Genomic DNA, 14,671 nt, shown 5'->3' with positions numbered 1-14,671 from the left:
GTAGAATGGGCTTGCTGCGTCGCAACAAATAGAATGAGAGGAAGCTACTCTCCGGGGGCGGGGCATTTTCAGGGCTGGACTGAACATGAACAAGATGCTGACCATCGACGGTAACGAAGCCGTCGCCAACGTGGCTTACCGCGTTTCCGAAGTGATCGCGATTTACCCGATCACCCCCTCGTCCGGCATGGGCGAACTGTCGGACGAATGGGCCGCCCAAGGCAAAACCAATGTCTGGGACTGCGTCCCGCGCGTTGTCGAGCTTCAGTCCGAAGGCGGTGCCGCCGGCACTGTCCACGGCGCTTTGCAGGCCGGCTCGCTGGCGACAACCTTCACTGCGTCGCAGGGCCTGCTGCTGATGATCCCCAATATGTACAAGATCGCCGGCGAACTGACGCCGACAGTCTTTCACGTCGCCGCTCGGGCCATCGCGACGCACGCGCTGTCGATTTTCGGCGACCACTCCGACGTGATGGCGACGCGCGGCACCGGCTTCGCGCTGCTCTCGTCGAACTCGGTGCAGGAGGCTCAGGACATGGCGGCCATCGCTTCGGCCGCGACGCTGGCCGGCCGCCTGCCAGTGCTGCATTTCTTCGATGGTTTCCGCACCTCGCACGAGGTGGCGAAGATTACCGGCGTTGACGACGACGTCCTGCGCAAAATGCTGCCGCAGGAACTGATCGCCGCCTTGCGTCACCGCTCGCTGTCGCCGGAACACCCTGTCCTGCGCGGGAGTTCGCAGAATCCCGATGTCTTTTTCCAGGCCCGCGAAGCGCAGAACCCGTGGTTCGACGCCTTCCCGGGCGTCGTCCAGCAGGCCATGGACCAGTATGGCGAACTGACCGGGCGGCACTACAGGCTGTTCGATTACGTTGGCGCGCCCGACGCCGAGCGCGTCATCGTCATGATGGGCTCGGGGGCGGAAACGGCGCAGGAAACCGTCGAACACCTCAACCGCCAGGGCGAGAAGGTCGGCCTGCTCAAGGTCCGCCTCTACCGGCCGTGGGCGCCGGAAGCGCTGTTGGCGGCCTTGCCGGTGACGACCAAGGCCATCGCCGTGCTCGACCGCTGCAAGGAGCCGGGTGCCGACGGCGAGCCGCTGTTCAAGGATGTGCTGGTCGCGCTGGCCGAAGATAGCGCCGGCGAGTCGCCGCACTTTGCCCGCATGCCGAAAGTGCTCGGCGGGCGCTACGGGCTGGCCTCGAAGGAATTCACGCCGGCTATGGTTTTTGCCGTTTTTTTCCGGTTGACCGTAGGAATTGGCAACAAACGCTTCACGGTCGGCATCAACGACGACGTGACGCACCTTTCTCTGCCCACCGATCCGGCTTTCCGCACGGACGCCGTGCGCGAAACCTTCGGCGCCGTGTTCTACGGCCTGGGTTCGGACGGCACCGTCTCGGCCAACAAGAATTCGATCAAGATCATCGGCGACGAAACCGACCTGCACGCCCAGGGCTATTTTGTTTACGACTCGAAGAAGTCGGGCGCAATGACCGTCTCGCACCTGCGTTTTGGCTCGCAGCCAATCCGCGCCACCTACCTGACCGGCGAGGGTGACGCCAAATTCATCGCCTGCCACCAAGCGCTTTTCATCGAAACGCATGACTTGCTGGCCTACGCCGCGCCGGGCGCCGTCTTTCTGCTCAACACGTCGGTGTCGGCCGACAAGGTGTGGGCCACGCTGCCGGCTGCCATGCAGCAGCAGATGATCGCCAAACGTATCCGCTTTCACATCATCGACGCCTACCAGGTCGCCCTCGAAGCCGACATGGGCCGGCGCATCAACACGGTCATGCAGACCTGCTTCTTCGCCATTTCCGGCATCCTGCCGCAGGACGAGGCCATCGCCGCGATCAAGCATGCCGTCGAAAAGACCTACGGCCGCAAGGGGCGGCGTATCGCCGAGCTGAATTACAAGGCCATCGATAAGACCCTGGTCTGCCTGCATGAAGTACCGGTGCCGGCTGAATTCGCCGCTTCCGAACTTTGCATCCCTCAACGCACTGTTCAGCAAGCCTCGGAATTCGTCCGCAAGCTGACGCTGCCGATGATTGCCGGCAAGGGCGACAGCCTGCCGGTGTCGGTCTTCCCTGTCGACGGCACTTTCCCGACCGGTACGGCCAAGTACGAAAAGCGCAATCTGGCGCTGCAAATCCCGGTCCTCGAAACCGACTTGTGCACCCAGTGCGGCAAATGCGTTTTTGTCTGCCCGCATTCGGCCATCCGCGCCAAGGCTTACCCGCCTGAGCTGACTGCCGAGGCGCCGGCGACGTTCAAGACCATGGCCATCCGCAGCAAGGATTACCCGGCCGGCTGGAAGATGAGCTATCAGGTGGCGCCTGAGGATTGCACCGGCTGCACGCTGTGCGTCGAGGTTTGCCCGATTCGCGACAAGTCGAACGTTTCGCGCAAGGCGCTAAACATGGCCGATCAGGCCCCGCTGCGGGCGCCGGAAGCTGAAAACTGGGACTTCTTCCTCAAACTGCCGGATTACGACCGCACCGTTGCCAAGCGCAACACGATTCCCGGTTCGATGCTGCTGCAGCCGATGTTCGAGTTTTCCGGCGCCTGCGTCGGTTGCGGCGAAACGCCGTACATCCGACTGGCCACGCAGCTCTTCGGCGATCGCATGCTGGTCGCCAACGCCACCGGCTGTTCATCGATCTACGGCGGCAACCTGCCGACCACGCCATACACCACCGACGCCCACGGCCGCGGCCCGGCCTGGAGCAATTCGCTGTTCGAGGACAACGCCGAGTTCGGCCTCGGCATGCGTCTGGCCACCAACCAGTTGGCCGAAACGGCGCGCGTGCAATTGCGCGCCATGGCGCTGGAAATCGGCGATGCCCAGGTTCAGGCCTTGTTGAACGCCGATCAGACCAGCGAAGCCGGCATACATGACCAGCGTCAACGGGTGTCTCAACTGCAGGCAAAACTGTCGGCGATTGGCTCACCCGCCGCCGATCAGCTTGCCGCCGTCGCCGAATACCTGATCCGGCGCAGCGTGTGGATCATCGGCGGCGATGGCTGGGCCTACGACATCGGTTTCGGCGGCCTCGACCACGTGTTGTCCTCCGGCGAGGACGTCAATATTCTGGTGCTCGATACTGAGGTCTATTCCAACACCGGCGGCCAGAATTCCAAGGCCACGCCGCGCGGCGCGGTTGCCAAGTTCGCCGCCGGTGGCCAGCCAAACCGCAAGAAGGATCTGGCGCGCATTGCCATGGATTACGAGAACGTCTATGTCGCCCAGGTCGCCTACGGCGCCAAGGATGTCCATACGCTGAAGGCTTTCCTCGATGCCGAGAGTTATCCCGGAGTTTCGATCATCATCGCCTACAGCCCGTGTATCGCCCATGGTGTCGATCTGTCGAACAACCATCGCCAGCAGGATCTGGCCGTGAAATCCGGGCACTGGCCGTTGCTCCGCTACGACCCGCGCCTGCGCAGCCAGGGCAAGAATCCGCTGTCAGTCGACAGCGCCGCACCGAGCATCCCGTTCAGCGATTTCGCCGGTAACGAGGCGCGTTTTACCATCCTCGAACGACTGAAGCCGGATGCTTCGGTGTACTTCATGGCGCAAGCCGGCAAGGATGCCCGCCTGCGTCATCAGGAATATGTCGAACTGTCGGAAATGGTGCTGCCCGAAGCCGCCATCGACGAGAAAGTCAAAGAGGCCCAGGCGGCCGCAGAGAAGAAGGAAGAGCCCAATGCCTGATCTGTCCACGACCTACCTCGGCCTGCACCTCAAAAATCCGCTGGTGCCCTCATCGAGTCCGCTCAGCCATGACCTCGATGCCGTGCTCCACCTCGAAGATGCCGGTGCGGCAGCCATCGTCATGCATTCGCTGTTTGAGGAGGATGTGCGCCACGACGAGCGGATGATCGACCGCTTCCTGGTCCATCCCGACACCTTCGGCGAATCGGCCGGCCACCTGCCTTTCGGTCACGATTACCAGAGCCGGCTCGACAGCTATCTCGAAAAAATGCTGCGCCTCAAATCGCGCCTCTCCATCCCCGTCGTCGCCAGCCTCAACGGCTCAACCCTGAATGGCTGGGTCGAGCTGGGCAAGGAGCTGGAATCGGCCGGCGCCGATGCGCTCGAACTCAACGCCTGGTACATGCCGAGCGACCCCAGGGTGTCCGGTGCCGCCATCGAGGACCACCATCTTTCCTTGCTGCAGGAACTGAAGACCGTGGTGAGTATTCCGGTCGGCATGAAACTGTCGCCCTTCTTCTCCTCGCTGCCGCATTTCGTCCATCAGGCCGAAGCGGCAGGGGCAGCGGGCATCTCGCTGTTCAATCGCTTCTTCCAGCCCGACATCGATCTGGAAACCCTGAGCGTCGTCGACCGCGTGCAACTGTCGTCCTCGGCCGATACCCTGCTCGCCATGCGCTGGATCGCCATCCTGCGCGGCAGCACGAGGCTGTCGCTGGCTGCCACCGGCGGCGTGCACACGGCGCAAGACGCCCTCAAAATGTTGCTCGCCGGCGCCGACGTCGTGCATATGGCCAGCGCCCTGCTCAAACAAGGCCCGCAAGCCCTTAGCGAAATGCTGCAAGGCGTGACTAGTTGGCTGCGCGAGCGCGAATACACCTCGGTTGCCCAAATGAAAGGCTCGATGAGCCAGCAGAATTCCCCCAACCCAAGCACCTTCGCCCGGGCCTCTTATCTGCATGTCCTGAATTCGTTTGTGCCGCCGGCCGGAGTGCGGTATTGAGTGCCAAAAATATAGCCCTGAACATTGTTCAGGGCTATAAAAAATACTTAACTTGATTTGGCGACGTATCAACTATTTGGCTTGCCGCGCTGTTTTCTTCCAAGTGCTACTACACCAAGCATGGCCAAACCAATCAGGGTAATCGTACCGGGCTCAGGAACACTAGTGGACTCACAGTTGCCGCCATTAACACAAGCTGCACCGATGAAAAGATTCTCGTAGCCATTGTTCAGGCCCATGAAGTCAACGCGAACACGCATTTCTGTGTAGTTGCTATCCCAAATCAGATCATTCACGGTCTCCGAAAAAATGGCATAGCCAACATCGTTCTGTCCAAGGTTGTGTACAAAAGTCTTGCTGCTCAACTCGTTTCCATCACATGCAACTTGATTGACGGGGATCTGAGTTGTCGAGTTGAAACAGAGAGTTATATCGTGACCGCTAAATACGTAGTCACCATGGCCATAAGCTTCAGCGGAGCCTGAGGTTGTATTCCTGAAGTAATACTCGGTTGCACTTCCATCGCTTTTGATCATGGAAACTTGAGCCCAAGCCCACAAGTTGGGACTGGCGCCAGTCTGGTTGTTGTTGAAATAAGCAACCATGTCGTGCTGGATACCATCAAAAGTCAGGTAATCCTGTAGCGCCTGCAAAGAAATATTCCATGATGTCCGGATGCCAGGCTCTGCTGTTGTCGTTGACCAGTTTTCAGGGGCTTCGTTAGGCGGTTTGTTCGGGAAGTCAAAGCCATTTGGCACGGGGCCGCTGGCGATGGCTTTGTTGGCGCCAATCAAATCCTGATTGTTTGTTTGTCCTGAACCATTTCCGATTACCAGCGCATCCTGGATGGTGTTCGCAGTGTTGAACGAATACGGGCTGCCACCATTTGATGTCGAAACCCAATCCATGATTGGCATCGAGTAGGAATAAAAATCGCCATATTGAATGGCATATGCTGAAGCCGTCGGAAAATTCAGCACTGGTACTGGTGCCGCGAAAACACTTGAAGATCCCAGAATCAACGAGGCGCTAATGAGTTTTTTGATGTTTTTCATGATCAATGCCTATATTTTTTATTGGTGATGATAAATATTCAGCAAACTCTATGCCAATTTTTAATTCATTGTATTTAAAGCTTATATTTTTAATTGCAAGAAATTTTGTAAAAAAATATGACTGTCATTTTTCGGCGTTTCAATCAGCTCAATCAGTTTCTGGTTTTCGACACCCAGTTATTCATTGATCGCCAGCCGATAGGCGACCCGGCTATGGTTGCCGGGCTGGGTGCTGAAATTGAACTGAATTGCGTCGATGCGGGTGTCGCTTGTGCACAGGCGCAACTTGAGGAGTTCGTCCTTGCGCACCCGTTGCTGTCCGACCTCGAAATAATCCATGAACAGCGGCGCCGGGAAGCCCTGACCCCAGATTTCGTTTTCGAGCAGGCGGGCGGTGGCGAGGGAAATGTAGCTGCCTTCGAGGTTGCCGTCAGTTTCCAGCGTGCGGGTCAGGTCGGTCGGGGCGAACAGTTCGCCGGCGACTTCTGCGAACAGGGATTTGAATTTTTCGAAGTTTTCGGCGTTGACCGTGGCACCGGCCGCCATGACGTGGCCGCCGAAGCGGATGAGCAGGCCGGGCGCGCGCTTGGCGACGAGGTCGAGCGCGGCGCGCTGACATGGTGATCCGATCCCTCGCTTCACTTCATTCGGAGGTCATTGAGACAAAGCGATACTCCTCCTGGCAGCTTGGTTTGAGGCACCAAGGGTGATGCGAATTAGTGCTCAATTGTTAGATTTTTTTTCAGCATGTTGCAAAACAAACGACCCTGTTCGATCGCGTCGTCCAGGGCGATATGCGTATGTGGGGACGGGTCGAACCATTCCGTGGGCATAGAAGCTCTGCCGCATTGGTAATAGGGTTTGCGCAGTATGGCCATGGCGTAGGTTTTGATGTCGATAACCGAATATCCGAATGGATTTTCGCCGGCAAAGTGGTTGAGATACCAGAGCACAAAGGGGAAGTCGAAGGCCGCCGGGTAGGCGACGAATACCGGTTTTCCGGGCAGCGCTTTCAACCACGCCGCATATCGGGTCATCGCTGCTTTGGGGGCTTCTGGATTGGTTCGGCAGGCGGCCCAGGCTTCCGGCTGGGTGGACCACCAGGTCATGGTGCTCTCGTCCGGTTGGCACTCGGGAGGCGTTTCCAGATTGGCAGAAAACGTCGCCAACAATTGTTTGTCGGCGGTAAAGACGGCTGACCCGAGACTGAGCATGGCGTTTTTTCCGACTATCGGCCCATCGGTTTCGATATCGGTGCTCACATATAGTTCGCGCATGGTGTTCATAGTCAAAAGTCGCTTGGTGATGGATGAGTATCAAGCCGACGACCAAGTGGCCAGAAAAACCTTCGTTTGGTCTCGCTAATTGGCAGATTGTTGACACACGCAATGAGTCGCGTCATGACGTTGTTCCCTGAAAGCCACGTTCGGAGTGGAGGACAGGGATTTCAATTTTGGCCGTTTTTTCCAGTTGACCGTGGATCGGTTCTGCCCGCTTCAAAGAGCACTTATTCCAGGTGTTCAACCATCAGCTGCGGGCTTTCGACGCCCATGTATTCGTTGATGGCCAGCCGGTAGGCGACGCGGGTGCGGTTGCCGGGCTGGGTGCTGAAATTGAACTGGATGGCATCGATGCGGGTGTCGCCTTTGCGCAGGCGTAACTTGAGGTGTTTGTCCTTGAGCACGCGTTGCTGTTCGACCTCGAAATCGTCCATGAACAGCGGTGCCGGGAAGCCCTGGCCCCAGATTTCGTTTTCCAGCAGACGGGCGGTGGCCAGGGAAATGTAGCTGCCTTCGAGGTTGCCGTCGGTTTCCAGGGTACGGGTCAGGTCGGCCGGGGCGAGTAATTCGCCGGCGACTTCGGCAAACAGGGATTTGAATTTTTCGAAATTTTCGGCGTTGACCGTGGCACCGGCCGCCATGGCGTGGCCGCCGAAGCGGATGAGCAGGCCGGGGGCGCGCTTGGCGACGAGGTCGAGGGCGTCGCGCAGGTGGAGGCCGGGAATCGAGCGGCCGGAACCCTTGACGATGCTGCCTTCACCGGGCGCGAAGGCGAAGACCGGGCGGTGCAGCTTGTCCTTGATGCGTGAGGCGAGGATGCCGACGACGCCTTCGTGCCAGCTTTCGTCGAAGAGCGCGATGCCCGGGGTGGCGTCGTTGGCGTCGAGCGATTCGAGCAGGATCAGCGCCTGTTCCTGCATGCCGGATTCGATTTCGCGGCGCTCGCGGTTCAGGGTGTCGAGTTCCTGGGCGATTTGCAGGGCGCGGCTGGCGTCATCGGTGAGCAGGCATTCGACGCCGAGGCACATGTCGGCCAGGCGGCCGGCGGCGTTGAGACGTGGGCCGAGGATGAAGCCGAGGTCCATCGCCGTGGCCTTCTTCGGGTCGCGGCCGGCGGCCTTGAACAGGGCGGCGATGCCGGCCTGCATCTGGCCGGCGCGCATGCGCTTCAAGCCCTGGCTGACGAGGATGCGGTTGTTGCGGTCGAGCTTGACGACGTCGGCAACGGTGCCCAGCGCGACGAGGTCGAGCAGGCTAGCGAAGTTCGGTTCCGGGCGCTCGGCGAAGTAGCCGCGTTCGCGCAGTTCGGCGCGCAGGGCAAGCATGACGTAGAACATGACGCCGACACCGGCTATGCACTTTGACGGGAAGTCGCAGCCGTGCTGGTTCGGGTTGACGATGCAATCGGCCTCGGGCAGCGTTTCAGCCGGCAGGTGGTGGTCGGTGATCAGTGTCGCAATGCCGTGCTGCTGGGCGCGGGCGACGCCTTCGAGGCTGGCGATGCCGTTGTCGACGGTGATGATGAGGTCGGGCGATTGCTGGGCGGCGACATCGACAATTTCAGGCGACAGGCCGTAGCCGAGCTTGAAGCGGTCAGGCAGCAGGAAATTGACATCAGCGCCGAGCGCTTTCAGGGCGCGCATGCCGACGGCCGTGGCGGTGGCGCCATCGCAGTCGTAGTCGCCGATGATCAGCATCTTCGCCTCGGCCTCGATGGCGTCGGCCAGCAGATGGGCGGCGGCGGTGGCGTTGGTCAGCGCGGTCGGCGGGATCAGCGACTTGAGTTCGTAGTCGAGCTCGGACTTGTCCTTGATGCCGCGCGCCGCGTAAAGCCGGGCGAGCAGCGGGTGCAGTCCCTGTTGTTCGAGTTGCCAGACGACGCGCTGCGGTGCGCTGCGGGTGGTGATGTTGGTCACAGGGGTGTTCCTTCGGCCTGATCTTGGGCCAAATCCTTGGCGATGGTCTGCAGCGGGCGAGCCTTGCGCCAGAATTTCCAGCGGTCCTTGCCGTGCAGCGTCCAGGTCAACTGGCCGTAGATGGTCGGGGCGACGATGCTCAGACTTTCGACCTTGTTGCCGAGCGCGGCGCGCAGTGGAACGAACCAGTTGTTTTCCAGCACGGCGAAGGCGTTGCGCCAGTCTTCGCTGTTTTCGTAGAGGACGGGCGGCAGCAGGCTGTCGAGGACGACCAGCGGGTAGTCGTTGGGCGCCGAGTCGGCGAGCAGGGCGCTCAGGCTGGCCGGGCAGGGTGGGGCCTCGATGCCGGCGGCGAGCGCCAGGCCGGTGGCCAGCGGATTGTCGCTGCACACGGCGGAGAATTGCGGGTCCGGTACTTCGGCCAGCGGCCCGCCGCCCCACAGCCAGATGCTGTTCACGGCCGGTTTGCCTTCGGCCTGCCGGCGCTCGTTGACCGGGTGACCATGCAGGAACATCTGCACTTCGTTGAGCCAGCGGTTGAGCGGACCGTTCTTGTCGGTCAGGTCGCTATCGAGCCGACGGCCGGCAATGGTTGAAATCGGGGCAAATTTCTCGTTGACCGTGGAATTCAACTGCAGATACCAGCGGCGGGCGGTGGCGACATGAAAGCGACCGATGTCGGCAAATTCCGAATTCAGGGCTGCCGTGATGGCATGGGCTTCGTCGAGTTCGAGTTCGAATGCCCCGGCATCGGCGAGGACGATGCGTTCGTGGTGGAAGCGCAGGTGTACGGGGTCGGCGCACAGCCAGTGGCCTTCTTCAACCTGCCGTTTTCCCGTTTCGCCGAGCAGGCGCAGGGCGCCGAAAGGTGCGTCGGTCAGCCCGAAGTGGTCGGCCAACGTGTCTTCAAAAGCCCGGCGTGGAAGGCGGGAAAATTCAGCGTGAGCGGTCAGCCATTCGAAGCCGGGGGCCGTCAGTTTCCCGAGGGTCAGTTGGTCATTCGGTTCGGGCCAGATCAGTTCGGGGACAAGCAGGGTGAGGCGCACGGGCAGCAGGCAAGGGGTTGGCAACCAAAAAGTGTACCATAGCGACTTTCTCCGCCCGGTGTTATCCGCATGGCATTGCCTTACGAACTGTTGATCGGCCTGCGCTACACGCGCGCCAAGAAACGCAATCACTTCATTTCATTCATTTCTCTGATCTCCATGCTCGGTATCGGCCTCGGCGTTGCCGCGCTGATCGTCGTGCTGTCGGTCATGAACGGCTTTCAGAAGGAGTTGCGCACGCGCATTCTCGGCGTTGCCTCGCACATCCAGATCACCGGCATCAACGGCGAGTTGCCGAACTGGCAACTGGTCGCCGAGCAGGCCGCCAAGCATCCGGAAGTCCGCGCCAGCGCGCCCTTCGTCCAGTCGCAGGGGATGTTCAGCGTCGATGGCACGGTCAAGGGCACCATCGTCCGCGGCATCATTCCCGATCAGGAGGACCGCGTTGCCGATTTCCGCAAGACCATCCAGAGCGGCAGCCTGGACGATCTGCGGCCGGGTGAGTTCGGTGTCGTGCTGGGTTCCGATCTGGCCCGCTCGCTGCGTGTTTTTACCGGCGACAAGCTGACGCTGATCGCGCCGCAAGGGACGGTGACGCCGGCCGGCGTGATGCCGCGGCTGAAATCGTTCAAGGTGGTCGGCATTTTCGAGGTCGGCATGTTCGAGTACGACTCGGGGCTGGCCCTGATCAATCTCGAAGACGCGCAGAAGCTCTACCAGATGGACGACCGGGTGACCGGCGTGCGGCTCAAGGTCGACGATCTGTTCCAGGCGCCGCGCATCGCCCGCGAACTGGTCCGCTACATCGATGCCGACGCCTACCTGAGCGACTGGACGAAGAGCCACGCCAATTTCTTCCGCGCCGTGGCGATCGAGAAGAACATGATGTTCATCATCCTCTCGCTGATCGTCGCCGTCGCCGCCTTCAACCTTGTCTCGACGCTGGTCATGGCGGTCACCGACAAGCAGGCTGACATCGCCATTCTGCGCACGCTCGGGGCACGGCCGTTGTCGATCATGGCGGTCTTTGTCGTGCAGGGCGCGCTGGTCGGCTTCATCGGGCTCGGTCTGGGCATCGTCGGTGGCGTATTGCTGGCGCTTAATATCGATGTCGTCGTCCCGTTCATCGAGCAGATGCTTGGTGTGCATTTCCTGTCGAAGGAGGTTTATTACATCTCCGACCTGCCTTCCGAGTTGCAATGGGGTGATGTCTGGGGCGTCACACTGATCGCCTTCGTGCTCGCCTTGCTGGCGACGCTTTACCCCAGTTGGCGGGCTTCCCGCGTCAATCCGGCGGAGGCCCTGCGTTATGAGTGAACCGATTCTGATCGCCCGCGGGCTGTCCAAGGTATTTCGCGGCGGTGGGCTGGAGGTGCCCGTGCTGTCCGGTATCGATCTGGTCGTCAATCCCGGCGAAACGGTCGCCGTGGTTGGCGCCTCCGGCTCCGGCAAGAGCACTTTGCTGCATTTGCTGGGCGGGCTGGATACGCCAACCGCCGGTGATGTGACCTTGATGGGCCGCGATTTTTCGTCGCTTGGCGAGGTTGATCGGGGCGACTGGCGTAACCGGCACCTCGGTTTCGTCTACCAGTTTCACCATCTGCTGGCCGAGTTTTCGGCGCTGGAAAATGTTGCCATGCCCCTGCTGATTCGTCGCATGGAACGCGGCGCGGCGCTAGCCAAGGCGGGCGAGATACTGACTGCCGTCGGCCTCGGCCACCGGGTAGAGCATCGCCCCGGTGAACTCTCCGGTGGCGAACGCCAGCGCGCCGCCATCGCCCGTGCCCTGGTCAGCGATCCATCCTGTCTGCTGGCCGATGAACCAACCGGCAATCTCGACAGTCATACTGCGTCAGTGGTGTTCGGCCTGCTGATCGATCGAGTGCGCGAGCAGCAGGCGAGCCTGATTGTGGTGACCCACGATCAGCGACTGGCGGCGCAGGCGGATCGAGTCCTTCATTTGAATGACGGCGTTCTATGTGAATAGTTTGACAAGTATCAGATAATGAAAAATATGGTTAAAATAGCATAGCGCCTATTGCTATCGGCATGACGCCGAGGAGACCTGAAATGCAGTTCCTTTTTTCCCCGGCTATTTCCCTGATGAACCGTCTTCGCTACACCAGCAAGTTCCTGCTGCTCGGTTCGGCGGTGGCGGTTGCCATGCTGGTCCTCCTCTACTCGGTCTTTTCCTTCCTGAGCCGGGATATCAAAACGGCCGAGCAGGAAATCGCCGGGTTGCAGATGATCAAGCCGATCAACCAGTTGGCGCAGGTGATGCAGCAGCATCGCGGGTTGTCTTCAGGGGTGCTCAACGGCAACGAGGCGATGAAGGACAAGCGGGCCGCCAAGGAAAAGGAGGTGGCCGCAGCCATCGCGGTGACCGATGCGGCACTCTCGCCCCAATTGCGTGAAATGGCTGACTGGAAGGCGATTCGCCGCGACTGGGACAGCATTGCCGGGCAAGGCCTGACCTGGACGCCACCCGAGAATATCAAGCGCCACACGCAAATGATCGGCAACGTCCTGCAGTTCATGGTGACGGTGGCCGACGAGACTCAAATGACCCTCGATCCGGTCATGGATACCTACTATTTCATGGACACGCTGGTCACCAAGATGCCGGCGATGCTTGAACTGTTGGGGATCACGCGGGCCCGGGGGACTGGCGTACTGACCAGGAAGGAATTATCGCAGGAGCAGCGGGTCGGTTTTTCGTCGATCCTGGCGCAAATGGAAGGCACGCTGCGCACCCAGAACGTCAATCTGGAAAAGGTGATGCGCTATTCGCCGGCGCTTGATTCGGGGCTTGCCGGGCCGACCAAGGAGTTTACCGCCGGGGCTGAAAAGATTTTTGCCCTGGTTCGCGATGATATTTTTGGGGAAAAATACGCGACCGCTCCGCAGGATTATTTTGCCATGACCACGCAGGTCATCGATCTCGGTTACAAGGTCATGTTTGATACGCTGATTCCCCAATTCGAGCGCCAACTGCAGAGTCGGATAGATCGGTCGCGCCAGGTGCTGGTGTTCGAAGTCGGGATGGCCTTGGGCATTGCCCTGCTCGTCATCTATCTGGGCATTGGTACCTATTATTCAGTCATCAACAGCGTCGGTGAATTCTCCCGGGGCGCCAGTCGTCTGGCTGACGGTGACCTGACGGCCGAGTTCGACACCCATGGTGTCGATGAATTGCACGCTGCCGGCAAGGACTTCAACGGTATGGCGGCGGCATTCCGAAAGTTGCTCGGCGGCATTCAGGGCGATGTTCGGCAGCTCAACCAGGCGGCCGAACAACTCGCGACGTCCAGCCAGCAGATTTCTGCCGGCACGGCGGCGCAAAGTGATTCGGCGTCAAGCATGGCGGCTGCCGTCGAGGAGATGACGGTCGGTATCGATCACATCTCCCGGAATGCGCAGGATGCGCAACTCTACTCGCGGGAGTCGGACGAGGTGGCGACGCGGGGTGGGCAGATCGTGCAGTCGGTAGTCGATGAAATCCAGGGTATTGCTCTGACCGTCAATGAGTCAGCGGCGGCAGTCGAGGCGCTCGGTCAACAATCCGGACAGATTTCGGCCATTGTTGGCACGATCAAGGATATTGCCGATCAGACCAACCTGCTGGCGCTCAATGCCGCGATCGAGGCGGCGCGGGCCGGCGAATCGGGCCGCGGATTTGCCGTGGTTGCTGATGAAGTCAGAAAGTTGGCGGAACGTACGACCAAATCGACGCATGAAATTTCCGCCATGATATCGGCCGTCCAGTCGGACACGGCGACGGCGGTGTCGAGCATGAAGGAAGGCGTTCTCCGGGTGTCGTCCGGGGTCGAGCAGGCGCGTCTGGCCGGCGAGGCTATTGGTCAGGTTCAGGCGCAGTCACGCCAGGTTCTCAATGCCGTTTCTGAAATTACCAATGCGCTGCGCGAGCAGGCCGCGGCCAGCACGGAGATCGCCCAGAACGTCGAGCGGATCGCCCAGATGGCCGAGGAGAACAATGCGGCAGCCAGCGGTAATGCCGATACATCGGATACGCTGCGCAAACTGTCACATGCCCTGACCACGGCTATCGCCCGGTTCAGGACCTGAGCTTTCTCCGGCGCCGCCAGGCGCTGATCAGGTAGGCCCGCCACGCCGCCTGCATGGCGAAGTAACCGACTATCGCCAGCCCGCTGGCGAGCAGGATCAGGCCGATGCCCAGCGGCTTGGCGACGGTCAGCATCCAGCTTTGCATCGCCGTGCTCCAGCCGATGAAATCCGTTGCGCTGAAGGCCGGTGGCGTGATGAATCCGTTGCTTTCGCCAATGGTCAGCCGGCCGATCTGGTAGGCCAGCAGGTAGAGCGGGACGATAGTGAACGGGTTGGTGTACAACGTCATCAATAGCGCCAGCGGCAGATTGACGCGAAAGACCAGCGCACAGGCGGCGGCGCCGAGCATTTGCAGCGGACCGGGAATCAGACCGCAGAACAGCCCGGCCGCCACCGCGCCAGCCGCCGAGTGGCGGTTCAGGTGCCACAGCCGTGGGTGCAGCAACGACGATTCGAACGGCTTCAACCAGCGGTTGTTGCGGATGGTCTGGTGATCGGGCAGGTATTTTTTCAGGGTCCGGCGCATGTCTTCAATATTAACCCTGTACTCAAATTTGTCGCCTC

Annotated in this window: 11 protein-coding genes; 5 read left to right on the top strand and 6 right to left on the bottom strand. The window is 60.4% G+C overall.

Going from position 1 to position 14,671, the window contains the following annotated elements:
- Positions 1–85 precede the first annotated feature (85 nt).
- Both nifJ and KI613_RS13370 read left to right on the top strand, forming a co-directional pair.
- Complete coding sequence (gene nifJ / locus KI613_RS13375) at positions 86–3,721, top strand: pyruvate:ferredoxin (flavodoxin) oxidoreductase (RefSeq protein ID WP_226400270.1); 3,636 nt, start codon at positions 86–88, stop codon at positions 3,719–3,721.
- Positions 3,714–4,724, top strand: coding sequence for a dihydroorotate dehydrogenase-like protein (locus tag KI613_RS13370; RefSeq protein WP_226400268.1), 1,011 nt, complete (start codon positions 3,714–3,716; stop codon positions 4,722–4,724). Before nifJ ends, KI613_RS13370 begins: the two co-directional genes overlap by 8 nt.
- Before the next feature lie 68 nt (positions 4,725–4,792).
- Here KI613_RS13370 and KI613_RS13365 read toward each other — a convergent pair whose 3' ends face one another.
- The 5 genes from KI613_RS13365 to KI613_RS13345 form a co-directional block, all read right to left on the bottom strand.
- Positions 4,793–5,779, bottom strand: coding sequence for a PEP-CTERM sorting domain-containing protein (locus KI613_RS13365; protein ID WP_226400266.1), 987 nt, complete (start codon positions 5,777–5,779; stop codon positions 4,793–4,795).
- A 177-nt stretch (positions 5,780–5,956) separates the two neighbouring features.
- Positions 5,957–6,421, bottom strand: coding sequence for a single-stranded-DNA-specific exonuclease RecJ family protein (locus KI613_RS13360; protein ID WP_226400264.1), 465 nt, complete (start codon positions 6,419–6,421; stop codon positions 5,957–5,959).
- Between the two features lie 74 nt (positions 6,422–6,495).
- Positions 6,496–7,065, bottom strand: coding sequence for a 3'-5' exoribonuclease domain-containing protein (locus tag KI613_RS13355; protein ID WP_226400262.1), 570 nt, complete (start codon positions 7,063–7,065; stop codon positions 6,496–6,498).
- A 221-nt stretch (positions 7,066–7,286) separates the two neighbouring features.
- On the bottom strand, positions 7,287–8,975 hold the full coding sequence (gene recJ, locus KI613_RS13350; RefSeq protein ID WP_226400260.1) for a single-stranded-DNA-specific exonuclease RecJ: 1,689 nt from the start codon (positions 8,973–8,975) through the stop codon (positions 7,287–7,289).
- Entirely contained in the window at positions 8,972–10,021 is a 1,050-nt protein-coding gene (locus tag KI613_RS13345) for a hypothetical protein (RefSeq protein ID WP_226400258.1), read from the bottom strand. Before KI613_RS13345 ends, recJ begins: the two co-directional genes overlap by 4 nt.
- 69 nt (positions 10,022–10,090) lie before the next feature.
- Between KI613_RS13345 and KI613_RS13340 the strand changes: the two genes are divergently transcribed.
- The 3 genes from KI613_RS13340 (at position 10,091) to KI613_RS13330 (ending at position 14,107) form a co-directional block, all read left to right on the top strand.
- On the top strand, positions 10,091–11,338 hold the full coding sequence (locus tag KI613_RS13340; RefSeq protein WP_404826929.1) for a lipoprotein-releasing ABC transporter permease subunit: 1,248 nt from the start codon (positions 10,091–10,093) through the stop codon (positions 11,336–11,338).
- Positions 11,331–12,008, top strand: coding sequence for a lipoprotein-releasing ABC transporter ATP-binding protein LolD (gene lolD / locus KI613_RS13335; RefSeq protein ID WP_226400256.1), 678 nt, complete (start codon positions 11,331–11,333; stop codon positions 12,006–12,008). The genes KI613_RS13340 and lolD overlap by 8 nt, the downstream gene beginning before the upstream one ends.
- Before the next feature lie 83 nt (positions 12,009–12,091).
- On the top strand, positions 12,092–14,107 hold the full coding sequence (locus tag KI613_RS13330) for a methyl-accepting chemotaxis protein (protein WP_226400254.1): 2,016 nt from the start codon (positions 12,092–12,094) through the stop codon (positions 14,105–14,107).
- Here the strand turns inward: KI613_RS13330 and KI613_RS13325 are convergent.
- On the bottom strand, positions 14,097–14,633 hold the full coding sequence (locus KI613_RS13325) for a DUF2062 domain-containing protein (RefSeq protein ID WP_226400252.1): 537 nt from the start codon (positions 14,631–14,633) through the stop codon (positions 14,097–14,099). The two genes, KI613_RS13330 and KI613_RS13325, sit on opposite strands and share 11 nt — an antisense overlap.
- Positions 14,634–14,671: the final 38 nt, after the last annotated feature.

Origin of the sequence: Ferribacterium limneticum (assembly GCF_020510585.1) — a bacterium.
Lineage (GTDB): Bacteria > Pseudomonadota > Gammaproteobacteria > Burkholderiales > Rhodocyclaceae > Azonexus.
This window is presented reverse-complemented; position numbering and strand designations above follow the sequence as displayed.

What these genes read in the sequence shown, in the direction of transcription:
- nifJ (WP_226400270.1), top strand. Translation starts at nt 86, where the DNA reads ATGAACAAGATGCTGACCATCGACGGTAACGAAGCCGTCGCCAACGTG.
- lolD (WP_226400256.1), top strand. Translation starts at nt 11,331, where the DNA reads ATGAGTGAACCGATTCTGATCGCCCGCGGGCTGTCCAAGGTATTTCGC.
- KI613_RS13365 (WP_226400266.1), bottom strand. Translation starts at nt 5,779, where the DNA reads ATGAAAAACATCAAAAAACTCATTAGCGCCTCGTTGATTCTGGGATCT.
- KI613_RS13325 (WP_226400252.1), bottom strand. Translation starts at nt 14,633, where the DNA reads ATGCGCCGGACCCTGAAAAAATACCTGCCCGATCACCAGACCATCCGC.
- KI613_RS13330 (WP_226400254.1), top strand. Translation starts at nt 12,092, where the DNA reads ATGCAGTTCCTTTTTTCCCCGGCTATTTCCCTGATGAACCGTCTTCGC.
- KI613_RS13370 (WP_226400268.1), top strand. Translation starts at nt 3,714, where the DNA reads ATGCCTGATCTGTCCACGACCTACCTCGGCCTGCACCTCAAAAATCCG.
- KI613_RS13340 (WP_404826929.1), top strand. Translation starts at nt 10,091, where the DNA reads ATGGCATTGCCTTACGAACTGTTGATCGGCCTGCGCTACACGCGCGCC.
- KI613_RS13355 (WP_226400262.1), bottom strand. Translation starts at nt 7,065, where the DNA reads ATGAACACCATGCGCGAACTATATGTGAGCACCGATATCGAAACCGAT.